Genomic DNA, 26,947 nt, shown 5'->3' with positions numbered 1-26,947 from the left:
ATCGACATTCCTGCATGTCAGCCACATCCGCGCAGGCGGGCGACTGGGTGCGCTCCCGGGCTGTCGGGTCTACCGTGATTACATGGACGTCCAGGTTCCCAGTGCGTTGGGCGACGGCCGCCACGCCGACGCGGACACCCCCGCACCCGACGGCGGCACGACGCGCGAGAGTCGCGACTACATCGCAGACTCCGCGCACCTGATCGTGCGCGGACGCAACGCGGATGTCTACCTCATGAACGACACCCAGGTGCTGCGGCGGCTGCACACGGGCGCTCTCACCTATCCCAACATCGACCTGCTGCGACACCTCAATTCACTGGGATATCCGACGGCCCGCATCATCGAGGCTGACGGGACCGACCTCATCCTGGAACGCCTGCACGGACCCAACCTGCTCCAGGCCCTCGACACCGGCGAGGTCTCGATGTCCCAGGGCGTGCGGATCCTCCTTGATCTGCACTCCTCCTTGCACGCACTCCCCCTCCCCCCGATCCCTACGGTCAGGCTGGACAGCCCGCCAGGAACCGCAGGCACCATCGCGCGCGTGCCCGCGCCCACCGCTCCCAGGTCGGGGACCAGCATGCTTCACCTCGACCTGCACCCGGGGAACGTCCTGCTCACCGCCGACGGACCACGGGTCATCGACTGGGAGTCGGCCAGGCTGGGCTCAGCAGGGGTGGATCTCGCGACGACCGCTCTTGTCTTCGCCGAGGTGGTCGTCGACGGGAACGAGTACGCGCGCGCGGCGCAGCGCATGCTCCGTCACTTCACCCGGGAGGCGGACGAGAACTTCAGGCCCTACCTCACCGATGCAGCCTCCGTCCGCAGCGCCTTCACGAACATCGACCCGGCTGAACGTGAGCTCTTGCCTGACGCGACCCTCGTCGTCGATGAGGAGCTGCGGCGGATCGGACGATAGCTGCGAGCGTCAGTCAGAGGACGTCAGCGCTGAGGGCGCCAGAGGACGAGGGCACCGCTGTCCTGGGGGCCGTCACCCGGCTGCTGCTCGCGCCCGCGGCCGCGACGGCGGAACCGCTGCCCTCTGCGGACCGCGACGACGTCGCCGGAGGAACCGGCGGTGAAGACACGCGAGCCGGGGTCGGCCGCGGCGGCGAGCAGCTCGACGCGGTGCTGCAGCCGGCGGACCTCGGCCTCGAGGTCGAGGATGCGCTTGATCCCCGCGAGGTTGATGCCCTCGTGGCTGAGCCGCTGCACCTCGATGAGCTGGCTGATGTCACGCAGGGAGTACCTGCGCCCCCGCCCCGCCGTCCGCTGAGGGGAGACGAGGCCGAGGCGGTCGTACTGGCGAAGAGTCTGGGGATGCATGCCCGCGAGCTCAGCCGCGCGGGAGATCGCGAACGCAGGTTCGTCCTCACGCAGGCTGCCGTCGAAAGCCCTCTCCAGACGCATGTCGCTACTCCTTCGCTCGGTCCAGCAGCCCGGCGCGGACGTCGTCGCCCTCGGTCGCGGCGGCGAAGGCCTCCACGGCCTGCTTGGCCTCCTTGGTCAGCTTCTGGGGGACGACGACCTGGACGGTGACGAGCAGGTCACCCGTCTGCTTGGTCGTCGCGATACCGCGTCCCTTGACGCGCAGGACCCGGCCGGAGGGAGTGCCCGCAGGCACCTTGAGCTTGACGGTCGAGCCGTCCAGGGTCGGCACCTCGATCTGCGCACCGAGGGCAGCCTCGGCGAAGGTGACCGGGACGGTCATGCGGAGGTTGGTGCCGTCGACCGAGTAGACCGGGTGCGGGGTCACCGAGACGGTGATCGTCAGGTCACCGGCCGGCGCGCCGCCGGTCCCAGGGCGACCCTTGCCGCGCAGGCGGATCTTCTGCCCGTCGCGGACCCCGGCGGGGATACGTGCGGTGACCGTGCGACCTTCGACGTTCAGCGTGACGGTGCATCCCTCGACCGCGTCGCGGAAGGGGAGCGTCGTCGTCGCGACGATGTCTTCGCCGGGCCGCCCGGCCTGGGCACGGGGGTTGGGACGGAAGCCGGTCTGGCCGCCACCGCCGCCGCCGAACATCGAGCTGAGGATGTCGTCGAAGCCGTCAGGCATGCCGCCTCCACCACGGGTGGAGTACTGCGTGCGGGTTCCGCCGCCACCGCCGAACATCCCGCCGAACAGGTCCTCGAAGCCTGCGGACCCGCGTCCGCCCGACCCAGCCGAGAACCGGGCGCCGCCGCCGGCCATCGCGCGGATGGCGTCGTACTGCTGGCGCTCCTCGGGGTCGGAGAGCACGGAGTACGCCTCGCCGATCTCCTTGAACTTGGCCTCTGCCGTGGGATCACCGGAGTTCTGGTCCGGGTGGTACTTGCGGGCGAGCTTGCGGTACGCCTTCTTGATCGTGGCGTCGTCCGCGTCCTTCGAGACGCCGAGAGCGGCATAGAAGTCCTTCTCGATCCAATCCTGACCGGTCAAGGCGCCTCCTTTCGTCTGCTGCGCTCACCGTGCCGGGCACGGGCGAGCTGATGACTGTGTCGTGTGCTGCGAGCCCGGACCCGGACGGGTCCGGGCTCGCAGGGTGGAGCAGGTGTCAGTCTTGCGGTCCGGTGACCGCCACGCGCGCTGCGCGCACGATCCGGTCGCCGATCCGGTAGCCGGTCTCGATGACGGCCGTGACCGTCGTCGACGTGGCATCCGGGGAGGACTGGTGCATGAGCGCCTCGTGGACGGCGGGGTCGAACTCTTCCCCGACCTCCCCGTAGGACTCCACGCCGAAGCGCGTCAGGGTTGCCTGGAGCTTGTCCGAGATCGCCTCGAACGGCCCGGTGAGGTCACCTGCGGCGCGTGCCCGCGAGACGTCGTCGAGCACCGGGAGCAGGCCGACGAGCAGGTCCTCGATGCCGCGGTTGCGTGCCAGCTCCTGCTCGCGCTTGGCGCGCTTGGAGAAGTTCACGTACTCCGCGTTGAGGCGCTGCAGGTCGCCCAGCCGCTCCGCCGACTCCGCCTGTGCCTTCTCGAGCTCGGTGAGCTCGGGCGTGGGCTGGTCGGCATCGACATCGAAGGCCTGCTGGCTCGGCTCGAAGTCGAGTCCTTCCAGCGGATCCGTACCGTCTGCGCCGGAGGCGCTGTCGTTGGTGGTCACTTGGCCTCTTCCTCGTCATCGACGATCTCGGCGTCGACGACGTCTTCCTCGGAACCGGCAGGCTCAGACGCGGTCGCACCCTCGGGCGCCTCGGACTGCGCTGCGTACAGCGCCTCGCCGATCTTCTGCGCGACGGTGTTCAGCGTCTCCTGCTTGGCCTTGACCTCGGCGACGTCAGTCCCCTCGAGGGCCTTCTTGACGTCGTCGATCGCGGCCTGGACCTCGGTGCGGATCTCCTCGGAGATCTTGTCCTCGTTGTCCTTGAGCAGCTTCTCGGTCGAGTAGGCGAAGGACTCGGCCTGGTTGCGGATCTCGGCCTCCTCGCGGCGGGCCTTGTCCTCGGCCGCGTGCTCCTCAGCCTCGCGGACCATGCGCTCGATGTCTTCCTTCGGCAGCGCGGAGCCACCGGTGATCGTCATCGACTGCTCCTTGTTCGTGCCACGGTCCTTGGCGGAGACGTGGACGATGCCGTTGGCGTCGATGTCGAAGGTGACCTCGATCTGGGGAACCCCGCGCGGAGCCGGCGCGATGCCGGTGAGCTCGAAGGTGCCCAGCGGCTTGTTGTCCCGGGCGAACTCGCGCTCACCCTGGAAGACCTGGATCAGCACCGAGGGCTGGTTGTCGTCCGCGGTGGAGAAGATCTCGCTGCGCTTGGTCGGGATGGCCGTGTTGCGCTCGATGAGCTTGGTCATCACGCCGCCCTTGGTCTCGATACCCAGGGACAGCGGGGTCACGTCGATGAGCAGGATGTCCTTGCGCTCACCCTTGATGACACCGGCCTGCAGGGCAGCGCCGACGGCGACGACCTCGTCCGGGTTGACGCCCTTGTTGGGCTCCTTGCCGCCCGTGAGCTCCTTGACGACCTCGGTCACCGCGGGCATACGGGTCGAGCCACCGACGAGGATGACGTGGTCGATGTCGTTGATGGACACGCCCGCGTCACGGATGACGGCGTGGAACGGTGCCTTCGTCCGGTCGATGAGGTCCTGGGTCATCTGCTGGAACTGCGCGCGCGTGAGCTTGGAGTCCAGGTGGATGGGGCCGTTCTCGCTCATGGACAGGTACTGCATCGAGATGTTGGTGCTGGTGGCCGAGGAGAGCTCCTTCTTGGCCTGCTCAGCAGCCTCGCGCAGACGCTGCAGGGCGATCTTGTCCTTGGACAGGTCGACACCCGAGGAGTTCTTGACCTCCTTGATCAGGTGCTCCACGATGCGGTTGTCCCAGTCGTCGCCACCGAGGCGGTTGTCACCGGAAGTCGCGCGAACCTGGATGGTCGAGAAGTCGTCCTCGTCCTTGCCCACCTCGAGGAGGGAGACGTCGAAGGTACCGCCACCGAGGTCGAAGACCAGGATGAGCTCGTCTTCCTTGCCCTTCTCCAGGCCGTAGGCGAGGGCCGCGGCGGTCGGCTCGTTGACGATGCGCAGGACGTTGAGCCCGGCGATCTGGCCGGCGTCCTTGGTCGCCTGGCGCTCAGCGTCGTTGAAGTAGGCCGGGACGGTGATGACCGCGTCCGTGACGGGCTCGCCCAGGTACTCCTCGGCGTCGCGCTTGAGCTTGCCGAGGATGCGCGCGGAGATCTCCTGCGCGTTGTAGGTCTTGTCGTCGATGGAGACGGTCCAGTCCGTGCCCATGTGACGCTTCACCGAGGTGATGGTGCGGTCGACGTTGGTGACTGCCTGACGCTTGGCGATCTCGCCGACGAGAACCTCGCCGGTCTTGGAGAACGCCACGACGGAGGGGGTGGTGCGGGCGCCTTCGGCGTTCGCGATGACGGTGGGCTCGCCACCTTCGAGGACCGAGACGACCGAGTTGGTGGTTCCGAGGTCAATTCCGACTGCACGTGCCATGTGTGTTGCCTTCCCTTGCCTGCGCCTGCGGGTCTCCCCGCGGCGTCCGACGACCGGCGGCGCGGCCGCTCGGCGTGCTGGTTGAGTCTCTTCCACTCAAGTCTGCGCCCCCCGCCCGCGATGCGCAAGCTCGGGAACTCAAACTTGAGTCTATGTGGCTCAACCCCGTCGCCCACACATGTATTCCCGACCCCTCGGCGAGAGGAACGCAGTGGGCATCCTTCGCAGTCGGTAGTTATCGGTCGCGCCTGGACAGATCCGGTGTAATTCTGAGGTCCTGCTGCGGCTCGACCAGCTCCGCGGCAAGGGGGACCCAACTCGAGGGAAGCACCATGGACGAACGTCGAGACCGCCTCAGCCCGCTGCGCAGCCTCCTGTCGAAGCTGCTCGTCGCCACCGCCACCCTCGCGGTGCTGGGAGTCGGGGCGCTCGCCCCCGCTCAGGCCGCGACCAGCCCGGACCCGTCAGACGATCTCTCAGTCAGCGCCGCAGCGACCGCCACACCGGTCCCCGAGGACACCGCGTCGGCGCCCGCCGTCCCGGCTCCGACGGAAGAATCAGCGCCTGAGCGCGCACCGGGGTCAGAACCGGCGCCGGTCCCCCAGGACGCCACCGTTCCTCCCTCGCCAGAGGAGTCACCAGACGCCTCCCCCAGCCCTTCGACCGAGGCCCCGGACGACCAGCCCGCCGAGGACGCCCCCGCGGCCCCGGCCGAGGAGGACGGGGCAGTCGTCCCGTTCGTCGTGCCACCGGCGACCGGCACCAACGCCGTGATCTCCGTCAAGGTCGGTGGAGACCGCACCTCCCCCGTCGCGGTTGGCCCCCTCGCCGGGGTGACCCTGCAGCTCTACACAGACGGCTCCGAACCCGGGGCAGCGCTCACTGACCCTTGGGCGACCTGCATCTCCGACGCGGACGGCGACTGCTCCTTCATCGTCCCGCAGACCCAGTTCGGCGGCGCCAACTTCAACCGCAGGTTCTGGATCCAGCAGACCGGCGTCCCGGCCGGCTGGTACGCCAACCCGACCCTGGGCACTGGCTCCGACGGAGAGACACCGACGCCGTACCAGTTCCGCACGGGCCCGGCCCTCGTCGCGGGGACCACCTACACCTCGCAGGGCGCGTTCATGCTCAGCACCGGTAACACCAACCCCAGGGCGTCGGGTGGGATCTGGCAGAGCTCGCGGACCAACCCGACGTTCCCCGCCCAGTGCGGCATCGACGTGGCGCTGATCCTCGACCTGTCCGGGTCGGTCGCCCCGTCCCTGGCCGATCTCAAGACAGCTGCCAACGGGTTCGTCGACGCACTCACCGGCACACCGTCCAGCGTGGCACTGTTCACCTTCAGCTCCCTCGCACCCGCGGCCGGCAACCCCAACCTGGCCGCCACGCCGGTCTCCACGGCAGCGAGCGCAGAGACGGTCAAGAGCCAGATCAACAGCTACACCGCCTCCGGAGGAACCAACTGGGACCGCGGCATCTACCAGGTCGCGAGCGACCCCGCGGGCTACGACGTCGCCGTGGTCATCACCGACGGCAACCCCACCTTCTACGGGAACCAGGAAGGCCCCGGAGGCTACACCCGCCTGCGCGAGACCGAGAACGGGATCTTCAGCGCCAACGCCGTGAAGGCTCAAGGGACGCACATGCTCGCCGTGGGCGTCGGCTCGGGAGTCTCGAGCGCCGGGAGCGGGCTCAACCTCCGCGCCATCTCCGGCACCACCCTGGGCACCGACTACTTCCAGGCTGCCGACTACGAAGATGCCGAGGAGGAGCTGCGCGCGCTGGCACTGGGGAACTGCGCGGGCACGGTCACCGTGGTCAAGCAGACGGTCCCCTCCACGACTCCTGTCGGCTCGACCGCCGGAGCGGAGCCGGCCGGCGGGTGGGACTTCACCGCCACGACGACCAGCCCGGGGGTGTCGGTCGACGCACCGGGCACCGCCACGACCGCCGCGGGCACCGGAGCAGCGAACTTCGCCCTCACCTTCGCCGGCGGGGTCACCAGCGGTAACGTCTCCCTCACCGAGACTCTCATCGGCGGCTTCACCCTCCATCAGGTGAACGGCTTCAACGCGGTCTGCACCGACGTGGCCACCGGGGCGAACATCCCCGTGACCAACGACGGCACCACAGGCTTCACCGTCGCGGCCACCTCCACAGGCAGCGTCTCGTGCGACGTCTACAACCGGGCCCCCGCCGAGACGGCGTCCCTGACGCTGTCCAAGCAGTGGGTGGTCAACGGGACGACCTACGCGGACGGCCAGCAACCCGAGGGCCTCGACGCCTCGGCCACCATCGACGGGACCGACCAGGGATGGGGCGTGCCGCGCACGGGCTTCCAGATCCCCACCTCTCCCACCATCGCCGAGACCACCGCAGTCAATCTCACCCAGTGCACCCTCGACAGCAGCCGGGCGACGTCCTTCAACGGGGCGGCGCAGGACGAGGCGCTGCCCTACTCCCCCGCCCTCGTCGCCGGGAGCAACACTGCGACGATCACCAACACCGTCACCTGCGACACGAGGCTCACCCTCGAGAAGATCGTCCAGGGCGGCCCCGCCGCCCCGACGGCATGGGATCTTGAGGCCTTCGCGCCAACGGGTTCCCTGCCCGGGCCAGCAGGCACGACAGGGTCGGCTGCGGCGACCGCCTCCGTGACCCCAGGCGCCACGTATGCGCTCGCCGAGTCGGGCGGTGACCCGAACTACGCTCAGGTCGTCGGACCCAACGCCGTGCTCATCCCCCGATCGAGCGGCACCTGGCTGTGCGTCCAGGTCGCCGCCGACGGCACCACCGTCATCCCTGGATTCGCCGACGGGCTCAACGGTGGAGTGACCGTCCCGCTCGGCACCTGGATCCGGTGCTCGGCGGTCAACCAGGGGGCGACCCTGGACCTGCGCAAGGTGGTCGAGAACGCCTGGGGCGGAGAAGCGATCCCCTCAGACTGGGTCCTCACCGCCACGCCGATCGGCCCCGCGCCCGCCGGCGTGGTCGCCCAGAGCGTCCAGGGGTCCTCGACCAGCGGGCTGCTGACCGTGCGGCCCGGGGTGACCTACGAGCTCACCGAGTCCGGCACCCCCAGCGGGTATCTCAACCGAGGGATCATCTGTGACGCCCCCGTCCCTGGCCAGGCCGTCACCACGATCCTCCTGGAGGCCGTGGACATCGTGGTCTGCACCATCACCAACGTCGACCAGCCCGGGCGACTGACGCTGATCAAGGACGTCGTCAACGACGACGGCGGGCAGGCAGACCCCACCGCCTGGACGCTGTCCGCAGATGGTCCGACCACAGGCCTCAGCGGCGTCACTGGTGACCCCGCGGTGACCTCCGCAGAGGTCATCGCCGGGACGTACGCCCTCTCCGAGGACGGCGGTCCGGTGGGCTACGACGCCGGGCAGTGGACCTGTGAGGCGCCCGCGACCGGGACGACCGAAGCCGTCCCTGTACCCGTGGTCGATTCCTCGGTGACCGTCGCCCTCGGACAGGCGGTCGTGTGCCGCATCGTCAACGACGACCGACCGGGCACCTTCGCGGTGGTCAAGACGAGCGCTCCCGGTGACGGACAGACCGTCACACCGGGCTCGCTCATCACCTATACCGTCACCGCACGCAAGACCAACGACGGAGCCGATCCTGGGGTGGTCGTCACCGACGATCTCACCCGGGTGCTCGACAACGCGTCCTTGGTGCCCGGGTCGATCACCGCGTCACTGGGAACCGCCACGCTCACCGGGTCGTCCCTGGTCTGGGACGTGGGACCGCTCGCCGACGCCGCGACCCTGACCTACCAGGTGCTCGTCAGCGCCGACGCTGCTGGCGCCACCCTGGTCAACGTCGTGACCAGCCCGGGCGTGGACCCGTGCTTGCCCCCAGGGACGGTGGATACCCTCCCGGTGACAGCTCTCGTCGCAGCGGCAGTGGTCGTCGACCCGGACGAGTGGTGCCGCACGACGACGCACCCCGTGCCCGCCGCACCGCGGACCGCAGTCATGGGGACGTACGGGTGGTCGTCACGGTCATCGTCGCCGACCGCCTTCGCACCGACAGGGAGCGACAGCCTGCCCCTCGGGCTCGGCGCCCTGCTCCTCGTGGGCGCCGGGGCACTCGTGATGGGGATCAGGCGCCGTAGGAGCTGACGCTGTCCGTCGTGCTGGTGCTCGCAGGGGGAGCACCAGCACGATGGACCGCACCTGAACGGCAGGGCGCTGCCGCGCCCGTGAGCCGCTGACCGGGCCCACGCAGGTCGAGCCTGGTCAGCGGCTCGTCGCGTCGTCGACCTCTCCGACGAGCTCTTCGATGATGTCCTCGAGGAAGAGCGCGCCGACGATGGACCCGTCCGCACCGCAGGCGGCGGCGACGTGCGAGCCGGTCCGGCGCATCGAGGCCAGGGCGTCCTCGAGCTCGGCGTCGGCCGGGACCGCCCCGAGCGGACGCAGCCGGTCTGCCGGGATCGGCCGGGTCACGTCGGCCGGGCCGGTGAGGTCGAGCACGTCCTTGAGGTGGACATAGCCCGACGGCGCGCCGTCCGGGCCGGTCAGCGGGTACCGCGAGAAGCCATGTGTGGCGACCGCTCGCTGCAGGTCCCGAGGCGAGGACCCGGCAGGGAGCCGGATCAACGCTGCGAGCGGCACCTGGACGTCCGCGACGGTCTTGGTGGTGAACTCGAAGGCCTTGGTCAACGTGCCCGACGCGTCGTCGAGCATGCCCTCGTAGGTGGACTGCTCCACGATGGTGGCGACCTCATCGAGGGTGTAGGTGCTCGTCGCCTCGTCCTTGGGCTCCACCTTGAAGGCCCGCAGCACGAGGTTCGCAAGCCAGTTGAGGCTCACGATCACCGGGCTGAAGACCCGTCCGACCAGCACCAGCGGCGGAGCGAGCAGCAGCGCTGCACGGTCCGGCACCGAGAAGGACAGGTTCTTGGGGACCATCTCACCGAAGACCACGTGCAAGAAGGTCACCAGCGCGAGGGTGAGGGCGAAGGCGATCCCGGTGATCGCACTGGCGGACAGGGACGTCGCCCCGAGCGGGATCTCCAGGAGGTGGTGGATGGACGGCTCGGCGACGTTGAGGATGAGCAGCGAGCACACGGTGATGCCCAGCTGGCTCGTGGCCAGCATGAGCGTGGCGTGCTCCATCGCCCACAGCGTCGTCTTGGCGGCCTTGCTGCCGGCCTCGGCCTTCGGCTCGATCTGGGACCGGCGCGCAGAGATGACCGCGAACTCGGCGCCCACGAAGAACGCGTTGACCACGAGCAGGACGACGAGCCAGATGATGCCTGGGAGGTACTCGCTCATCGCTGCGACTCCTCGGTGGTGTGGTCGAGCACGGTGGTGCTCGCGTCGTCGTCGGCGCCTGGCAGGGTCTCCCCGCGCAGGCGGCCCACGATCTGGTCGTGGTGACTGAGCCCGCTCCGGTCCGTGGTCGGGTCGTGGGGGACGTAGGTGATCTCCTCCACGCGCCGACCGTCGACGGCGCTGACCCGCAGCACGCCGGTGTCGAGGGTCACCTCGTCACCGACCTCGGGCAGACGGCCGAGCTCGGCCGTGACGAAGCCGGCGACCGTCTCGTAGTCGCCGGTGTCCGGGACGACGATCTGGGCACGGTCGGCCAGCTCGTCCGGTCGTAGCCCGGCGTCGAAGATCACCGTGGTGCCCTCGCGCCTGACGCCGGACGGCGTGTGGTCGTGCTCGTCCTCGAGCTCGCCGATCAGCTCTTCGACGAGGTCCTCGAGGGTGACCAGGCCGGCCGTCCCCCCGTACTCGTCGGTTGCGACCGCGATCTGGAAACCGCTGCGGCGCAGCAGACCCAGCAGCGCGTCGATGCCCATCGACACCGGGACGAGCAAGGGCTCGACCATGAGAGAGGTGACCGGCGTCGTGGCCTGGGCGTCGACGTCGACTGCGAAGGCGTGCTTGACGTGCACCACGCCGACGATGTGGTCGATGTCGTCACCGGTCACGGCGAAGCGTGAGTGGCCGGTGCGCTGAGCCAGGGCAAGGACGTCCGCGGCGGTGTCCGCCTCGGTGACGGTGTCCATGCGCACCCGGGGGGTCATGACCTCAGCGGCGGTGTGACCGGAGAACTCCAGCGCCTTGCCGAGCAGCGTGGCGTGGTCCTGGTCGAGCATCCCCTGCAGCGCCGAGCGGCGCACGAGGGAGCTGAGCTCTTCAGCCGAGCGGGCTCCGGAGAGCTCCTCCTTGGGCTCGATCCCCATCGAGCGGATGATCGCGTTCGCGGTGTTGTTGAAGGCGAGGATCACCGGCTTGAAGACCGCGGTGAACGCGGCCTGGAAGGGGATGACCACCTTGGCGGTGGCGAGGGGGAGCGCGAGGGCGAAGTTCTTGGGGACCAGCTCGCCGATGACCATCGAGAAGAGGGTCGCCAGGGCGATGCCGAGGATCCCGCCGACGGCGCGCACCGATCCGGCGGGCAGGCCGAGGTCTGTCAGCGGCTCGGTGAGGAGCGAGGTGATGGCTGGCTCGAAGGTGTAGCCGGTGAGCAGCGTGGTCAGCGTGATGCCGAGCTGCGCGCTCGAGAGGTGGGTCGAGGTGATCCTCAACGCCTTGATGGTCGGTCCGAGACGTTTCTCGCCGCGGCGTTCGCGGGCCTCGAGGTCCTTGCGGTCCAAGTTGACCAGCGCGAACTCTGAAGCGACGAACAGCCCGGTTCCGACCGTGAGCAGCAGGCCGATCCCGACCAGGGCCCATTCGTTCATCGGATGCCCCCTGGCGAGTCCTGACGCGGGCGATAGCCGGTCAATTCGTCACGAAGGGGCAATGGTCTATGCGAGGGAGGGTCATCCATGGTGAGAAAAGTGTAATGGATGCCCGCCCATGGCGTCTGTGCACACCGTCGGGGGATCGTGTGGAGGCGAAAGGGGCAACGCCGGGGCTAGTCCTCGACGGTGTAGGCCGCGAAGGGGGCGTCCAGGTCGAGGGTCTGCCCGGTGAGGGCGTGAGCCACCGAGAAGATGTAGTCCTCGTCCACCCCGTCCGGCCCCACGGCCACCGCCGTCTCTGCGGGCAGCGGTTCGCCGACCTCTTCCACGCGCTCACCCTCGGAGAACACGCCGCACCGGGTCAGCGCACCGTCCTCGTAGTACCAGAAGCCGTAGGTGTCCGAGGTGGAGAACACCAGCACGACGAGCGCGACCGTGCCCAGCAGCACCTCGGTCGCCTCGATCGTCATGAGCGCCTCGGGGTCGAGGACGACGCGCGCAGCCGGGTCCCACAGCTGCGCCCAGGAGCCGTCGGACTGCACGTAGACGCGGTCCGCGGGGAAGCTTGAGGTGGCTTCCTCCGCGCTCACCTCGCCGACCGCCTCGATCGGGGCGTCTCCCAGCAGGGAGAGGAGGCTCTCGGGAGTGCGGTCGCGGACGAAGAGTGCAGACGTGTTCCAACCCATAGGGAGATTCTCCCTCACGTGCGAGGAGCCCGTGGCGACCGCCAGGGATGCCCGAGGCGGCGGCGAGTCACGTCGAGTCACGCAGCGCTACCGTGATCACATGACCCCACGCCTCGACCTCATCGGCTTCGTCGTCACCGACATGGCGCGCACGCTGGACTTCTACCGACGCCTCGGCCTGGACATCCCCGCGGCGGCCGACGCCGAGGCGCACGTGGAGCACGTGCTGCCCGGTGGGCTGCGCCTGGCCTGGGACACGACTGACGTCGTGCTGTCCTTCGAGCCCGGCTGGACGCCGCCGAGCGGCGGTCACCGGATGGCACCGGCCTTCCTGTGCGACTCCCCCGCCGAGGTCGACGCGACGTACGCGTCGCTGGTGGATGCGGGCTTCGAGGGGCACCGCGCGCCGTGGGACGCCTTCTGGGGGCAGCGCTACGCGACGGTGCTGGACCCGGACGGGACCACGGTTGACCTCTTCGCGAACCTCGAGCAGCAGCCGGAGCACGTCTAGGATCGGGCGATGGCCACCGGCAGGTACCCCAAGGGCGTGCTCAAGCGCGAGCAGATCCTCGACACCGCCCTCGAGGTGTTCGCCGACGAGGGCTACCGCGGCACCAGCCTGCGCACGGTCGCAGCCCGTTGCGGGCTCAGCGTCGCCGGCGTGCTGCACTACTTCGACTCGCGCGAGGACCTGCTCGCCCAGGTCATCGCCCGTCGCGACACGATCCCGCGTCCAGCCGGCACCTCGCGTGTGGAGCCGCACGCCCTCGTCGACGGGATCCGCGCCAACACCGACCAGCCCGGGCTGGTCGAGCTCTTCGTCTCGCTCGTGGCCGCGGCCCGCGACCACGACCACCCGGCGCACGAGCAGCTCGCCCGCCGGTACACCTCCATGCGGCTGCGGATCCAGGGGGCGATGCGCGACCTGCAGGAGGCAGGCCAGATCCCGGCCCACCTCGATCCTGATGCCCTCGCCCGCCTCATCATCGCCGCGGCCGACGGCGCCCAGCTGCAGTGGATGGTCGACGACGAGGCGACGCTGGACGGTCCCCTCGCCACCCTGGTCTACGACGTCCTCGGGCTGTCCCGCCCGTCCGGAGAAGTCGACCGTGGGAACGCTTCCATCTGAAAACCTAGCGGTGTAAGGTTTCTCGCACGTGCACTGCCGCACGCTGCGGTCGAATCGATCCGATCCGCGCCCACCAGTCTCGAAAGGCCGCTCGATGAGCTCCCTCCCCGCATACCGCGACGCAAGCCTGCCCACTGCCGAGCGGGTCGCCGACCTGGTCGCCCGGATGACCCTGCCCGAGAAGGTCGGGCAGATGCTCCAGCTCAACGCCAAGGAGGGCGTCGGCCCTCTCGTCACCGACATGCACGCCGGATCGATCCTGCACACCTCCCCTGAGCGCGTCCTGGAGGCTCACGCCCTCACCGCGACCACGCGCCTGCAGATCCCGCTGCTCATCGCCGAGGACTGCATCCATGGCCACTCCTTCTGGAAGGGCGCCACGATCTACCCCACCCAGCTCGGCATGGCCGCGACCTGGGACGCGCCGCTGGTGGAGAAGACCGCCCGCGCCACCGCGGTCGAGGTAGCCGCGACCGGCATCCACTGGACCTTCTCCCCCGTCCTGTGCATCGCCCGCGACCTGCGCTGGGGCCGCGTGTCGGAGACCTTCGGCGAGGACCCCTTCCTCATCGGCGAGATGGCCTCGGCCATGGTCCGCGGCTACCAGGGTGACGGCCTCGACGACCCGACCGCGATCCTGGCCACGGCCAAGCACTTCGCCGGGTACTCCGAGACCCAGGGCGGGCGTGATGCGAGCGAGGCGGACATCTCCCGGCGCAAGCTCCGCTCCTGGTTCCTGCCGCCCTTCGAGCGTGTGGCCCGCGAGGGCTGCCGCACCTTCATGCTCGGCTACCAGTCCATGGACGGCGTGCCGATCACCATCAACAACTGGCTGCTCAACGACGTCCTGCGCGGGGAGTGGGGCTACACCGGCACCCTCATCACCGACTGGGACAACGTGGGCCGCATGGTCTGGGAGCAGCACATCCAGCCCGACTACACCCACGCCGCAGCCGCCGCGGTCCGCGCCGGCAACGACGTCGTGATGGTCACGCCCCGCTTCTTCGAGGGCGCGCAGGACGCGGTCGCCCGCGGCATGCTCGATGAGAAGCTCATCGACGACGCCGTGGCACGCATCCTCACCCTGAAGTTCGACCTCGGCCTCTTCGAGAACCCGCGCCGCCCCGACCCCGAGCTCCAGCGCACGGTCATCGGCTGCGCCGAGCACCTCGACCTCAACCTCGAGGTCGCTCGCCGCTCCCTGGTCCTGCTGACCAACGACGGCACGCTGCCCCTCGCCGGCGGCCTCACGGCCGGACCGGACGGCCGCGCGACGAGCTCGGCGACGCCGCGCACCGTCGCCGTCGTCGGCCCCAACGCGGACGACCAGCACTCCCAGCTCGGTGACTGGGCCGGTGCCTCCGGCCAGGCGGACTGGCTCATGGAGGGCCACCCGCGGGAGATGACCCGGACCGTCCTGGACGGCTTCCGTGAGCAGTCCCCGTCGGACTGGACCATCACCCACGCCCGCGGTGCGGACATCCTCACCACGGGCATCGACCCGGACGGCGAGTTCATGCCCGACGGCCAGCCGCGCCCGCTCTACGCCTACCCGGCCGAGCCCGACGCCGCGATGATCGCCGAGGCCGTGGCCCAGGCGAAGGCCGCCGACTACGTCGTCGCCGTCGTCGGTGACCAGATCGAGCTCAACGGCGAGACCCTCTCGACCGCAACCCTGGAGCTCTTCGGCGCCCAGGTCGCGCTGCTCGACGCCCTCGCCGAGACCGGCACCCCGATGATCGTCGTCGTCATCGCGTCCAAGCCGCTCGTGCTGCCGAAGTCTGCACGCGAGGCCGCAGCGATCGTCTGGGCAGCCAACCCCGGCATGGCCGGCGGCCGCGCGATCGCCGAGCTCGCGCTCGGGCTCATCGAGCCGTCCGGACGCCTGCCGATCTCCTTCGCCGAGCACGCCGGCCAGCTGCCCGTCTACTACAACCAGCTGCCGGGCCAGCACGGCACGCGGTACGCCGACCTCACCCAGCGCGCGCCCTTCGCCTTCGGCGAGGGCCTGAGCTACACCACGATCGAGTACTCCGACCTCACCGTCCTGACCCCGACCGTGGGCCTGGCGGACGAGGTCCGCGCCCAGGTCACGCTGCACAACAGCGGCACCCGACCGGCCCGCGAGACGGTCCAGGTCTACCTGCGCGACACCGTCACGTCGGTCACCTGGGCGGAGAAGGAGCTCAAGACCTACCGCCAGGTCGACGTGGCTCCCGGCGAGACCGTCACGGTCGACCTCTCCCTGCCGGTGACCGACTGCACGCTGGTCGACGCCGAGGGGCGCCGGGTGGTCGAGCCCGGCGAGTTCCAGCTCCGGGTGGGGCCGTCCTCGCGCAACGAGGTCCTGCTCGACGCCGCCTTCGTCGTCAAGGCCTGACCACCGCGCTCGACCCCGCTCTGCCGTCGACGACCGGCTCCTTCGATAGCCCAGCCTGGGCCTTCGAGGGGGCCGGTCGTCGCGTCGTTCGACTCGACGCGTCGCGCCCTACGCCTGGAGGGGCTGACGCCAGCTGTGCTGCGGCTCGAAGCCGAGCACGCGGCGCGCCTTGTCGATGCTGAGCAGCGTCTCGTGCGCGCCCACCTCCCGGGTGAGGGGCACACCGGGGAACTGGTCGGCGAGGAGCTCGGCGTTCGGCGTCGTCATGACGGTGTCCGCGTTGGCGATGATGAACACCTCGACGCCGGTGAGCTCGACCTGCAGGGCCCGGCGCACGGCCTGGGCGCCGTCGCGCGCGTCGATGTAGCCCCACAGGTTCCACCGCCGCGCGGCAGGGTCGGCGTCGTAGGCCGCGAAGGCGGCGTAGTCGCCGGGCTCCATGACATTGGAGAACCGCAGGCCGATGGCCTTGAGCTGCGGGTTCCACCGGGCAAACTGGCGCGCCATCTCCTCCTCGAGCGTCTTGGCGAGGGAGTAGGAGGACTCCGGGCGCGGGTGGTACTCCTCGTCGACGGGGACGTAGGGCGGCGGCGTCTGGAAGGGCAGCCCGAGCACGGTCTCGCTGGAGGCCCACACGACCGTCGTGATGCCGGCGGTGCGCGCGGCCTCGAAGACGTTGTACGTGCTCGTGATGTTGTTCGTGAACGTCGCCGCGTTCGGTGCCATCCCCGGCGCCGGGATGGCACCGAGATGCACGACGGCGTCGACCGGCCCCGCGGTGCGGTCGTCGATCCCGCTGAGCGCACCGAGGACCTGGCCGTAGTCGGTCAGGTCCACGCGGGTGAACCGCTCGAGGTGCTCGGACGGCGCGACCCGGTCGAGGATCACCACCTCGTACCCGTGCTCGAGCAGGTCGCGGACGACGGCGCGGCCGAGCTTGCCGCTCCCCCCGGTGACAGCGACGACAGGCATGGTGGGGACGGGCATGGGGACCTCCTGGGCGCGGACGGGTGCGTGCTGGGTCAGGCGGACTCGGGCTCCGGCGTGATGTCGGGAGCGATCTCGGGCGGGTCGATCCCCGGGGTGAGGTCCTCAGGGCCTGCCTCGGGCGGGCGGGGCCGGTCCTCGGGGAAGGTGCGCAGCAGCACCAGCGCGACGTCGTCGGCCTCCGCGCCCGGCGCCAGGACGCTCAGGACGTGGTCGCTCAGCTCGTCGAGGGTGAGCTCGTGGCAGCCGCGCAGCGTCTGGGTGAGCAGCGTCAGGCTGTCGGCGATCGTCATGCCTCGACGTTCGATGAGCCCGTCGGTGTAGAGGAAGAGCGTGTCGTTGTCCTCCAGCTCGACCGTGTGGTCGCGGCGAGTGGCCGTGGGGTTCACACCGAGCAGCAGGTCGTTGCCCCGGTTGAGCACCTCGACCTCACCGTCGGCGCGGATGACCACCGGGTAGGGGTGGCCGGCGTTGGACCAGCGCACGGTGCGGGTTCCGGTGTGCCGGTCGGCAGGGAGCTGCTCGATGCGAGCGACGATCACCGTCGCGGTCGCGCCCTCACCCAGGCCGAGCCCGACGATCGCGTCGTCGGCCTCGGCCAGGACGGCGGCGGGCGTCTCGCCGGTGATGTACGCGGTGGTCCGGATGAGGCCGCGCAGTTGGCCCATCATCGCGGCCGCGGTGTGGTCGTGACCGGTGACGTCGCCGACGACGATGGTCGTCGCCCCGTCGCGGGTGAGGAAGGAGTCGTACCAGTCGCCACCGATCTCCAGGTCGTCGCCTGCCGGCTGATAGCGCACGGCGATCTGGAGGTGGTCCGGCTCAGGCGGTGGCGTGAGCAAGGACTGCTGCAGGGTGATCGACGCCTCGCGCACGCGTCCTTCGCGCATCTCGGCGAGCTCTGCGTGGGCCCGGACATAGTCGAGCTGAGCCTGCTGGCTCTCCGCGGACCGCAGGGCTGCCCCCACGGACGCCGCGATGAGGGTCATGAAGGCCCGGTGGTCGTCGTCGGAGAGGCGGTGCGAGGGCGCCTCCACGACGAGCACCCCGACGGTCGCGCTGGCGTCGTTGGAGACGAGCGGGGCGAAGAACAGCCGCCCGTCGACCACGGCCTCACCCGTGCGGCACACCTGCTCGACGACGGTGGTGTCGAGCTCGTCAGGCAGGTCCGGGGCGCTCGAGGCCACGAGCGCGAGCCCTGAGGACGCCGGGAGGTAGATGGCGCACCGCCCGATGTCCGCGGAGCCGCTCAGCGTCTCGACGGCGAGAGCCATGAACGACGACGGCCCACCCTGGTGCTCCTGCAGCACGAGGTGCAGCCGGGCGATCGCAGTGAGCCGGCGGTTCGACATGACCCGGTCGGTCGTCTCGGTCGCGATGTCGAGGACTCCCGCCACCCGACCCGCGTCGTCGACCAGCGGGCTGTAGGAGTAGGTGAAGAACGCCTCCTCCTCATATCCCGAGCGGTTGAGGGTCAGGGGGGCGTCCGTCGTCCACGTCGGCACCCGGGTGCTCATGACGAGGTCGAACTGCGGACCGATCTCGTCCCAGATCTCGCTCAGCACCTCACGCACGGGCTCCCCGAGGGCGGTGAGCCGCTTCTTGGAGCCCAGGATCTCGCGGTAGGAGTCGTTGTAGATCATCGTCAGCTCGGGGCCCCAGGCGATCATCACCGGGAAGCCTGTGCTGAAGCAGGTGCGAGCCACCTGGCGCAGGGACTCGTCCCAGGTGGAGATCGGACCGAGGGGAGTCGTCTCCCACGGGAAGGCGAGAACAGCTGTGCCCATCTCGCTGCTCGCGGCAGTCTTGGCGAACCACTGGGAATCCATCGCGCAACTCTCACCCTCGTACAGGTCGGCTCGTCCCACCGGTATCAGGATCCAGAGAATACTCCTGAGTGAGACCAGCTGCGCACACCCGGAGGTAGGGACAAAATCCGTTGCTCAGCGGGGCGTCGCCTGCCACGCTGGACCGGTGACTCCCTGGACCATCACCCCCGCCCCTCTGCCCGAGACCCTCGACTCTCCCGACGCCTGGGCGGTCCTCGGCGCAGCCCGCGTCTCAGCCGACGTCGAGCGCCGCACCTGGGGGCACGCCGACCTCACCTATCCCCCGGCCATGCTGCTCGCGGTGCTGCGAGACCAGCAGCACGTCGAGCGGTTCCCGCTGGTCGCCACGGCGAGCCCAGCACCGGTCTCCCCGGGGGCTGACGACGTGCTCGGCATCGTGGACGTGAGCCTCGACCGGACCGGCAACACGCACCTGGCCTCCTTCAGCGTGACCGTCGACGCCGAGCACCGCCGCGTCGGGATCGGCTCGGCGCTGCTGACCGCGGCCGAGCAGCTGGCCACCGAGCGGGGACGCACGACCTTCATCCTGGACAGCACGCACAACCGCGAGAGCGCTGCGGACGACCCCGACGCCCTCGTCCCCCCGACCGGCAGCGGGCGGTTCAGCCGCACCGACCCCGCAGTGGCCTTCGCGCTAGGCCACGGGTACACCCTGGAGCAGGGCGAGCGGTACTCCGTCCTGCACCTGCCGCTCGAGGACCCCGCCCTGGTGGACCGCCTGCACGCCGACGCGGTCGAGGCCGCCGGCGACCGGTACCGCACGGTCACCTGGGTGGACCGCTGCCCCGACGAGCTGGTCGAGCAGTTCGCGCTGCTCGCCACGCGCATGTCCACGGCGATCCCGCTCGCCGGTCTCGACGTCGTCGAGGACCCGTGGGACGCGGCGCGGGTCCGCGACAGCGAGCACATCGTCACCTCGACGGGGCGCTCGATGCTGGTGACCGCCGCGATGGACCAGGCCACCGGGGAGCTGGTCGCCTACACCGCCTTCGTCACCCCGCGCCAGAGCGAGCTCGCCTTCCAGGAGGACACTCTCGTGCTGGAGGCCCACCGCGGGCACCGCCTCGGCATGCTCGTCAAGACCGTGAACCTGCGCGAGCTCATGGTCCAGCACCCGGCCGTGCGGCGGATCCACACGTGGAACGCGGAGGAGAACGCGCACATGCTCGCGATCAACGTCGCGCTCGGCTTCCAGCCCACCGGGGTGGTCGGGATGTGGCAGAAGAAGCTCGCTTGAGGCCGGAGGGGCGGGTTACAGCCGGCGCAGCTTCTCCGGGTCGGGCGGCTTGACCTCTTCCCAGCCACGCCGCTTGGTCCGGGTGCCCCGCTGCTCGTCACGCGAGCGGTAGACGATGTAGGGGCGCACGAGGTAGCCGACCGGTGCGGAGAAGACGTGCACCAGCCGGGTGAAGGGCCACAGCATGAACAGGGCCGTCCCGAACAGGACGTGGATCTGGAACATCAGCGGGACGTCGGCCATGAGCTCGGGCTTGGGCTGCAGGGTGAACAGGCTGCGCACCCAGGGCGAGATGGTCCCGCGGTACTCGTAGCCTGAACCGAAGACCTGCAGCATGAAGGTCGCCGCCGCACCGAAGGCGATGGTCCCTCCAAGCGCGACGTACATGACCTTGTCCATCGGCGTGGTGGCCAGGAACACCGGCCCCACGGTCCGCCGCCGGTAGATGAGGATGATGAGACCCACGATGGTCAAGATCGCGGCGAAGGACCCGATCCACGTCGCGCCCAGGTGGTAGGCGTGCTCGCTGACACCGATCGAGTACAGCCAGTCCCGTGGGATGAACAACCCCACCACGTGACCGATCAGCACCAGCAGGATCCCGATGTGGAACATCGGCGACCCCAGCCGCAGCAGCCGGTTCTCGTAGACCTGGCTCGAGCGGGTGGTCCAGCCGAACTTGTCGTACCGGTACCGCCACACGTGCCCGACGACGAACACCGCCGCCGCCGCGTAGGGCAGCGCGACCCAGAGCAGGATGCTGAGCGGAGTCACCGTCTCGGTACCAGCCACGGCCATCATCATCGTCGCGCCTCCTGCGCTGCGGCTCCGCCGGAGGCGAAGGGTTGGAGCTCGCCGAGGAAGGTCAGCCCGACCGTCTCGGTCGGCGGCCCGTCGTTGACCAGGGCGAGGTAGCGGTCCCGGGTGGCGTCGGTGATGGGCGGCAAGGACATGCAGACCACCTCGATGACACCGGCGTACGGGCTCGACATGGCGAGCAGGGCGGCGCGCAGCACCTCGATGCCCTCGCGGTGCGAGGCGAGCAGCTGCCCGGCGACCGGGGAGTCGCTCACTGCGGAGAACTCCAGCACCGCTGGCAGGTAGTCCGGCAGCTCGTCGGCGTCGAACTCCCAGCCGGCCGCCCGGTAGGCCTCCTTGAAGGACACCAGCGCCTGACCGCGCCGGCGGGTGTCACCCGTGGCGTAGTAGCTGAGGTACATGCAGCACTTGCGCTTGAGGTCGAAGGTGCCCACGTAAGACTTCTCGAAGTCTTGCGCGTCCAGCCCCGCCACGGTGGCGAGGAAGGTCTCCAGCGCCGTGCGGACGGGGCCGGGCAAGGAGGGCAGGACGGCGGCGACCTGTCCGGCGCGGGCGTGGAAACCCGTGTCGGGGTAGTCGAGCAGGAGCGAGGTGGCCATGTGGGTCAGCGCCCGCTGGTCCTCGGTCATGGCGACGGGCCTGACCGGGGCAGGCATCGAGCTGACCGCGATGTGCGGAGGCGGGCGCCTGGCCATCACTGCCCCCCGCCCGGGGACGAGGCGTCCCGCTCGGGGTCGGACTTCTCGGTGGGTGCGGGCGGGAACAGCCCGCTCGCGTTGCCCTTGCCGTCCCAGTTGAGCAGGTTGACCCGTCCGGGGGTGGAGGGCCGGTCCGCGGTCTGGCGGTCGGCGAGCACGTGGAAGTTCTCCACGGCGACGGGGACCGAAGGACCGCTCGAGGACCCGAAGGGGCCCGCCCCACCCATGCCCGGACCGTCCTCGTAGTCGAGGGAGCAGGCGAGCTCTTCCAGCTCGGCCGCCTGCTCGGCGTGGGCCGACGGGATGACGTAGCGGTCCTCATACTTGGCGATCGCCAGCAGCCGGTACATCTCCTCCACCTCGGCGCCGGTCATGCCGACCGCCGTCGCGATGGACTCGTCCCGGCCCGCATCGCCGTTGAGGTTGATGCCTCGCATGTAGGAGCGCATCGCCGCCAGCCGCCGCAGCACGGCGTCGACTGGGGCCACGTCACCGGCGGTGAACAGCCCGGCGAGGTACTCGATGGGGATGCGCAGCTTCTCGATCGCCGCGAAGAGGGTCTGTGCGTCCTCGCCGTCGTTACCGGAGTTGGCCACGACGTCGACCACCGGCGACAGCGGCGGGATGTACCAGACCATCGGCATGGTGCGGTACTCCGGGTGGAGCGGCAGCGCCACCCGGTAGTCCTGGATGAGCCGCCAGATCGGGCTGCGCTGCGCGGCGTCGATCCAGTCGTCAGGGATGCCCTCGGACCGGGCGGCTGCGACAACGGCCGGGTCGTGCGGGTCGAGGAAGACCTGCCGCTGGGACTCCAGCAGCGCCGTCTCGTCCTCGACCGTCGCCGCCTCGGCGACCTGGTCGGCGTCGTAGAGCACGAGCCCGAGGTACCGCAGGCGACCCACGCAGGTCTCCGAGCAGACGGTCGGCAGGCCGACCTCCAGTCGCGGGTAGCACATGGTGCACTTCTCGGCCTTGCCGGTCTTGTGGTTGAAGTAGACCTTCTTGTAGGGGCACCCCGAGACGCACATCCGCCAGCCCCGGCAGGCGTCCTGGTCCACGAGGACGATGCCGTCCTCGACCCGCTTGTACATCGCCCCCGACGGGCAGGAGGCCACGCAGGAGGGGTTGAGACAGTGCTCGCAGATGCGCGGCAGGTAGAACATGAAGGTCTTCTCGAACTCCATGGCCACGTGCTCGCTCATATGCTGCAGGACCGGGTCCTCCTGGATGGTCTCCGTGGACCCGCCCAGGTTGTCGTCCCAGTTGGCCGACCACCCGATCTTCATGTCGTTGCCGGTCAGCAGGCTCTTGGGCCGCGCGACCGGGGTGTGCTCCCCGGCTGGGGCGTTGAGCAGCATGTCGTAGTCGTAGGTCCACGGCTCGTAGTAGTCGTGGATCTCAGGCAGCTTGGGGTTGGAGAAGATGGTCGCAAGCTTGGCGAAGCGACCACCGCTGCGCAGCTTGAGCCGGCCGCGCTTGTTGCGCACCCACCCCCCGCCCCACTTGTCCTGGTCCTCGTAGCCGCGGGGGTAGCCCACACCGGGGCGGGTCTCCACGTTGTTGAACCACACGTACTCCACGCCGCTGCGGTTGGTCCACGCCTGCTTGCACGTGACCGAGCAGGTGTGGCACCCGATGCACTTGTCGAGATTCATGATCATCGACATCTGCGCCATGACCTTCATCAGTATTCGACCTCCTGGCTGCGGCGCCGGATCACGGTGACTTCGTCTCGTTGGTTCCCGGTCGGTCCGAGGTAGTTGAAAGCAAATGCCAGCTGGGCGTAGCCGCCGATGAGGTGGCTGGGCTTGAGCAGCACGCGGGTGAGGGAGTTGTGGATCCCTCCTCGCAGCCCAGACGTCTCGGTGCGAGGGACATCGACCACCCGGTCCTTGGCGTGGTACATGTACACCGTCCCCTCCGGCATGCGGTGCGAGACGATCGCTCGGGCCACCACGACGCCGTTGCGGTTGTAGGACTCGATCCACTCGTTGTCCCGCACGCCCACCTTGTCGGCGTCCTGCGGGCTCAGCCAGATGGTGGGGCCGCCCCGTGACAGCGAGAGCATGAACAGGTTGTCCTGGTACTCGGAGTGGATGGACCACTTGGAGTGCGGGGTGAGGTAGCGGACCGCGACCTCCGCGTACCCGTCCGACCCTCGAGCGCCGGTGGCCTGCATGGACCCGACCACGGAGTCGCCGAAGAGCCGGTGCAGGTCCAGGGGCGGCCGGTAGATCGGCATGTTCTCCCCGAGCTCGCTCATCCAGTCGTGATCGAGGAAGAAGTGCATCCGGCCGGTGAGGGTGTGCCAGGGCTTGAGGTGCTCGACGTTGATGGTGAAGGCCGTGTAGCGCCGGCCGCCGTGCTCGGAGCCGGACCACTCCGGGGAGGTGATGACAGACATCGGTCGGGACTGGACGTCCGGGAAGGTGAGCCGGACACCTTCGTGGTCGGTGGCCAGGCTCGCGATCTCCTGGCCGGTCCGCTTCTCCAGCCCGCGGAACCCCTGGACGGACAGCCTCCCGTTGGTGGTGCCGGACAGCGCCAGGATCATCTCGCAGGCCCTGATGTCGGTGTCCAGGCGCGGTAGCCCCGCCGTCGGGCCGGTCGCGACGGTCCCGTTGACCTGGGCGAGCAGGGCGACCTCCGGCGTCGGGTCGAAGGCGACGCCCTTGGTGGCCATGCCGAGCTTGGCGGTCAGCGGCCCCAGGGCCGCCATCCGGGCCGCGAGCGCCGGGTAGTCGCGCTCGACGACGATGAGCTTGGGCATCGTCACCCCCGGGACCAGCGGGAGGTCGGTGACGGTGCCGTGCGGGGTGGCCATCGCGTCGGGGGTGTCGTGCATGAGCGGTGCGGCGATGAGGTCCTTGCGCACGCCCAGGTGCTCCACGGCCATCTCCGAGACCTTCCCGGCGATGACGTGGAAGACGTCGAAGTCCGTCTTGGTCTGCCACGGCGGCTTGATCGCCGGGTTGAAGGAGTGGATGAAGGGGTGCATGTCCGTGGAGGAGAGGTCGTACTTCTCGTACCAGGTGGCGGCCGGGAGGACGACGTCGGAGAAGAGCGTGGTGCTCGTCATCCGGAAGTCGGTGGTCACCAGGAGGTCGAGCTTGCCCTCGGGGGCGTCCTCGCGCCACGTCATGGTCCGCGGGCGGCGGTCGCCCTCGGCCTGCGGGGCACGCACCGCGGAGTCGGTGCCCAGCAGGTGCTTGAGGAAGTACTCGTTGCCCTTGCCGGAGGAGCCCAGGATGTTGGCCCGCCACACGTTGAGCACCCGGGGGAAGTTCTGGGGTGCGTCGGGGTCCTCGCAGGCGTACCGCAACGACCCGTCCTGGAGGGAGTCCACGACGTACTGGGCCGGGTCCACCCCGGCCGCGACCGCGTCGTCGACGAGGTCGAGGGAGCTGCGGTCGAAGGTCGGGTAGCTGGGCATCCAGCCGCGCTTGGCCGACTCCACGAGGCAGTCGGCGGTGGTGCGCCCGGCGAACATCCCCCGGGCGAGCGGGGAGGCGAGCTGGTCGGCGGGCAGACCGTCGTAGCGCCACTGGTCGGTGGCCAGGTACCAGAAGGCCGTGCCGATCATGGCGCGGTTGGGGCGGACCCAGTCGGCGCCGCCGGCGTACTGGTTGTACCCGGTGACCGGGCGGACCTTCTCCTGACCGACGTAGTGCGCCCAGCCACCACCGTTGACGCCCTGGCAGCCGGTCATCGTGGTGAGGGCGAGGAAGGTGCGGTAGATGGTGTCGGAGTGGAACCAGTGGTTGGTGCCCGCGCCCATGAGGATCATCGAGCGTCCGCCGGACTGCTCGGCGTTCTCGGCGAACTCCCGCCCGATCCGCTCGGCCTTGGCCGCCGGGACGGAGGTGATCTCCTCCTGCCAGGCGGGGGTGCCCGGGGAGGTGGCGTCGTCGTAGCCGGTGGCCCACTGCCCGGGCAGGCCGGGGCGGCCCACCCCGTACTGAGCGAGCAGCAGGTCGAAGACGGTGGTCACCAGCCGGCCCGCCACGCGGGCCACCGGCACCCCCCGGTGCACGACGCCGGTGCCACCGGTCTGCTCCGCGCCCGCGCCGGGAGTCACGTCGAAGCGGGGCAGGTCGACCTGTGCGGTCGCCCCGTCCCAGGTGGGGCCGTCGCTGATGGACAGGACCGGGTCGATGTCACCGAGGTCGAGGTTCCACCGGCCCTCGTCGGCGGGGCCGAACCGGTGTCCCAGGGAACCGTTGGGTACCCGGGGGTGGCCGCTCTGGTCGAGCAGGACGGTCTTGAAGGCGGGGTTGGCCTCGGCGGAGTCGCCTCCGGCGGGGCCGGTCGCGGCGAGCTCGTCCGCGGTGAGGTCGGCTGCGGTGAGGAACTTGCCGGGCACCCAGGCGTCCCCGCGCTGGTCGAGGCTGATGAGGAAGGGGGCGTCGGCGTAGGACTTCAGGTAGCTCTCGAAGCGCGGTGTGCGCCGGTCGACGTAGAACTCCTTGAGGATGACGTGGCCCATGGCCATGGCCAGCGCGCCGTCGGTCCCGGGGTGGGCGGCGAGCCACTCGTCGGCGAACTTCGTGTTGTCGGCATAGTCCGGCGAGACAGTGATGACCTTCTGACCGCGGTAGCGGGCCTCGGTCATGAAGTGGGCGTCGGGGGTGCGGGTGACCGGGACGTTGGAGCCCCACATCATGAGGTAGGAGGAGTTCCACCAGTCCGCGGACTCGGGGACGTCGGTCTGGTCGCCGAACACCTGCGGGCTGGCCACCGGGAGGTCGGCGTACCAGTCGTAGAAGGACAGCATGGTGCCGCCGAGCATGTTGATGAACCGGGCACCGGCGCCGTGGGAGACCATCGACATGGCCGGGATCGGGGAGAAGCCGGCGATCCTGTCCGGACCGTAGGTCTTGATCGTGTGCACGTGCGCCGCGGCGACGATCTCCGCCGCCTCCTCCCAGGTGGCCCGGACCAGACCGCCCTTGCCGCGGGACTTCTTGTAGGAGCGAGCGGTCTCCGGGTTGCCGGTCACCTCCGCCCAGGCGAGCACGGGGTCACCCAGACGCGCCTTCGCCTCCCGGTAGGAGGTGAGCAGGGTGCCGCGGACATAGGGGTAGCGCACCCGGGTGGGTGAGTAGGTGTACCAGCTGAAGGCTGCCCCGCGCGGGCACCCGCGCGGCTCGTACTCCGGGGAGTCCGGGCCCACGCTCGGGTAGTCGGTCTGCTGGGTCTCCCATGTGATGATGCCGTCCTTGACGTACACCTTCCATGAGCAGGACCCGGTGCAGTTGACCCCGTGGGTGGAGCGCACCACCTTGTCGTGGGACCAGCGGTCACGGTAGAAGGAGTCACCGGTCCTGCCGCCCTCCAGGTACAGCGACCGCAGGTCCTGGGAGACCTCTCCACGGCGCAAGAACCGTCCGAGCTTCAGGAGCGAGTCGGCGACGGGACCGTCGGTCGCAGCGTCGTTCTCGTGCTGGGTCTGGGTGGACATCGAACTCCTTGGGCGATCGTGGGGAGCGCCGCGACGT

General features: G+C 69.8%; 19 protein-coding genes. 6 read left to right on the top strand and 13 right to left on the bottom strand.

The genetic code is table 11. The features are described 5' to 3' along the window. The first annotated feature begins 82 nt into the window (after positions 1–82). Complete coding sequence (locus SS2_RS03300) at positions 83–922, top strand: phosphotransferase (RefSeq protein ID WP_083941652.1); 840 nt, start codon at positions 83–85, stop codon at positions 920–922. A 23-nt stretch (positions 923–945) separates the two neighbouring features. Here SS2_RS03300 and SS2_RS03295 read toward each other — a convergent pair whose 3' ends face one another. The 4 genes from SS2_RS03295 to dnaK all read right to left on the bottom strand — a co-directional run bounded on the left by SS2_RS03295 (position 946) and on the right by dnaK (position 4,939). Next, positions 946–1,413: a heat shock protein transcriptional repressor HspR gene (locus SS2_RS03295; RefSeq protein WP_066461050.1), complete on the bottom strand. Its 468-nt coding sequence runs from the start codon at positions 1,411–1,413 to the stop codon at positions 946–948. Between the two features lie 4 nt (positions 1,414–1,417). Further along, positions 1,418–2,425 carry a DnaJ C-terminal domain-containing protein gene (locus tag SS2_RS03290; RefSeq protein ID WP_066461046.1) on the bottom strand — a complete coding sequence of 336 codons (1,008 nt, stop codon included), beginning with the start codon at positions 2,423–2,425 and terminating at the stop codon, positions 1,418–1,420. Positions 2,426–2,540: 115 nt separating this feature from the next. Next, a complete protein-coding gene (locus tag SS2_RS03285) occupies positions 2,541–3,092 on the bottom strand; it encodes a nucleotide exchange factor GrpE (RefSeq protein WP_066461045.1) in 552 nt (183 codons plus the stop codon). Next, positions 3,089–4,939, bottom strand: coding sequence for a molecular chaperone DnaK (dnaK, locus tag SS2_RS03280; RefSeq protein WP_066461044.1), 1,851 nt, complete (start codon positions 4,937–4,939; stop codon positions 3,089–3,091). Before dnaK ends, SS2_RS03285 begins: the two co-directional genes overlap by 4 nt. 332 nt (positions 4,940–5,271) lie before the next feature. Here dnaK and SS2_RS03275 point away from each other — a divergent pair, with 332 nt between their 5' ends. After that, the gene (locus tag SS2_RS03275; RefSeq protein ID WP_066461043.1) at positions 5,272–9,081 is read left to right on the top strand and encodes a DUF7927 domain-containing protein; all 3,810 of its coding nucleotides are present in this window, start codon (positions 5,272–5,274) and stop codon (positions 9,079–9,081) included. Positions 9,082–9,198: 117 nt separating this feature from the next. Here SS2_RS03275 and SS2_RS03270 read toward each other — a convergent pair whose 3' ends face one another. The 3 genes from SS2_RS03270 to SS2_RS03260 form a co-directional block, all read right to left on the bottom strand. Continuing rightward, positions 9,199–10,239, bottom strand: coding sequence for a hemolysin family protein (locus SS2_RS03270; RefSeq protein WP_066461041.1), 1,041 nt, complete (start codon positions 10,237–10,239; stop codon positions 9,199–9,201). After that, on the bottom strand, positions 10,236–11,660 hold the full coding sequence (locus SS2_RS03265) for a hemolysin family protein (RefSeq protein WP_083941648.1): 1,425 nt from the start codon (positions 11,658–11,660) through the stop codon (positions 10,236–10,238). Before SS2_RS03265 ends, SS2_RS03270 begins: the two co-directional genes overlap by 4 nt. A 176-nt stretch (positions 11,661–11,836) precedes the next feature. Beyond that, a complete protein-coding gene (locus tag SS2_RS03260) occupies positions 11,837–12,349 on the bottom strand; it encodes a hypothetical protein (RefSeq protein WP_066461039.1) in 513 nt (170 codons plus the stop codon). 100 nt (positions 12,350–12,449) lie between these two features. Here SS2_RS03260 and SS2_RS03255 point away from each other — a divergent pair, with 100 nt between their 5' ends. The 3 genes from SS2_RS03255 (at position 12,450) to SS2_RS03245 (ending at position 15,858) form a co-directional block, all read left to right on the top strand. Next, positions 12,450–12,860, top strand: a complete 411-nt coding sequence (locus SS2_RS03255) for a VOC family protein (protein WP_066461037.1) — start codon at positions 12,450–12,452, stop codon at positions 12,858–12,860. 9 nt (positions 12,861–12,869) lie between these two features. Beyond that, a complete protein-coding gene (locus SS2_RS03250; RefSeq protein ID WP_083941646.1) occupies positions 12,870–13,478 on the top strand; it encodes a TetR/AcrR family transcriptional regulator in 609 nt (202 codons plus the stop codon). 94 nt (positions 13,479–13,572) lie between these two features. After that, on the top strand, positions 13,573–15,858 hold the full coding sequence (locus SS2_RS03245) for an exo-beta-d-1,3/1,6-glucosidase (protein ID WP_066461035.1): 2,286 nt from the start codon (positions 13,573–13,575) through the stop codon (positions 15,856–15,858). Between the two features lie 108 nt (positions 15,859–15,966). On the opposite strand, the gene SS2_RS03240 is transcribed toward SS2_RS03245, so the two are convergent. Both SS2_RS03240 and SS2_RS03235 read right to left on the bottom strand, forming a co-directional pair. After that, on the bottom strand, positions 15,967–16,845 hold the full coding sequence (locus SS2_RS03240; RefSeq protein WP_245643326.1) for an NAD-dependent epimerase/dehydratase family protein: 879 nt from the start codon (positions 16,843–16,845) through the stop codon (positions 15,967–15,969). A gap of 35 nt (positions 16,846–16,880) precedes the next feature. After that, the gene (locus tag SS2_RS03235) at positions 16,881–18,674 is read right to left on the bottom strand and encodes a SpoIIE family protein phosphatase (protein WP_066461032.1); all 1,794 of its coding nucleotides are present in this window, start codon (positions 18,672–18,674) and stop codon (positions 16,881–16,883) included. A 145-nt stretch (positions 18,675–18,819) separates the two neighbouring features. Here SS2_RS03235 and SS2_RS03230 point away from each other — a divergent pair, with 145 nt between their 5' ends. Then, positions 18,820–19,932: a GNAT family N-acetyltransferase gene (locus tag SS2_RS03230; RefSeq protein WP_066461030.1), complete on the top strand. Its 1,113-nt coding sequence runs from the start codon at positions 18,820–18,822 to the stop codon at positions 19,930–19,932. A 15-nt stretch (positions 19,933–19,947) separates the two neighbouring features. Here SS2_RS03230 and narI read toward each other — a convergent pair whose 3' ends face one another. The 4 genes from narI to SS2_RS03210 all read right to left on the bottom strand — a co-directional run bounded on the left by narI (position 19,948) and on the right by SS2_RS03210 (position 26,910). Further along, the gene (gene narI, locus SS2_RS03225; protein WP_066461149.1) at positions 19,948–20,730 is read right to left on the bottom strand and encodes a respiratory nitrate reductase subunit gamma; all 783 of its coding nucleotides are present in this window, start codon (positions 20,728–20,730) and stop codon (positions 19,948–19,950) included. 2 nt (positions 20,731–20,732) lie between these two features. After that, positions 20,733–21,380 (bottom strand): nitrate reductase molybdenum cofactor assembly chaperone, encoded by a 648-nt coding sequence (gene narJ, locus SS2_RS03220; RefSeq protein ID WP_245643324.1) that lies wholly within the window; start codon positions 21,378–21,380, stop codon positions 20,733–20,735. Between the two features lie 65 nt (positions 21,381–21,445). After that, positions 21,446–23,134: a nitrate reductase subunit beta gene (narH, locus tag SS2_RS03215; RefSeq protein ID WP_066461026.1), complete on the bottom strand. Its 1,689-nt coding sequence runs from the start codon at positions 23,132–23,134 to the stop codon at positions 21,446–21,448. Then, on the bottom strand, positions 23,134–26,910 hold the full coding sequence (locus tag SS2_RS03210) for a nitrate reductase subunit alpha (RefSeq protein WP_066461022.1): 3,777 nt from the start codon (positions 26,908–26,910) through the stop codon (positions 23,134–23,136). The genes narH and SS2_RS03210 overlap by 1 nt, the downstream gene beginning before the upstream one ends. Positions 26,911–26,947: the final 37 nt, after the last annotated feature.

The organism is Sanguibacter suarezii NBRC 16159 (assembly GCF_001552735.1).
Classification (GTDB): domain Bacteria; phylum Actinomycetota; class Actinomycetes; order Actinomycetales; family Cellulomonadaceae; genus Sanguibacter; species Sanguibacter suarezii.
This window is presented reverse-complemented; position numbering and strand designations above follow the sequence as displayed.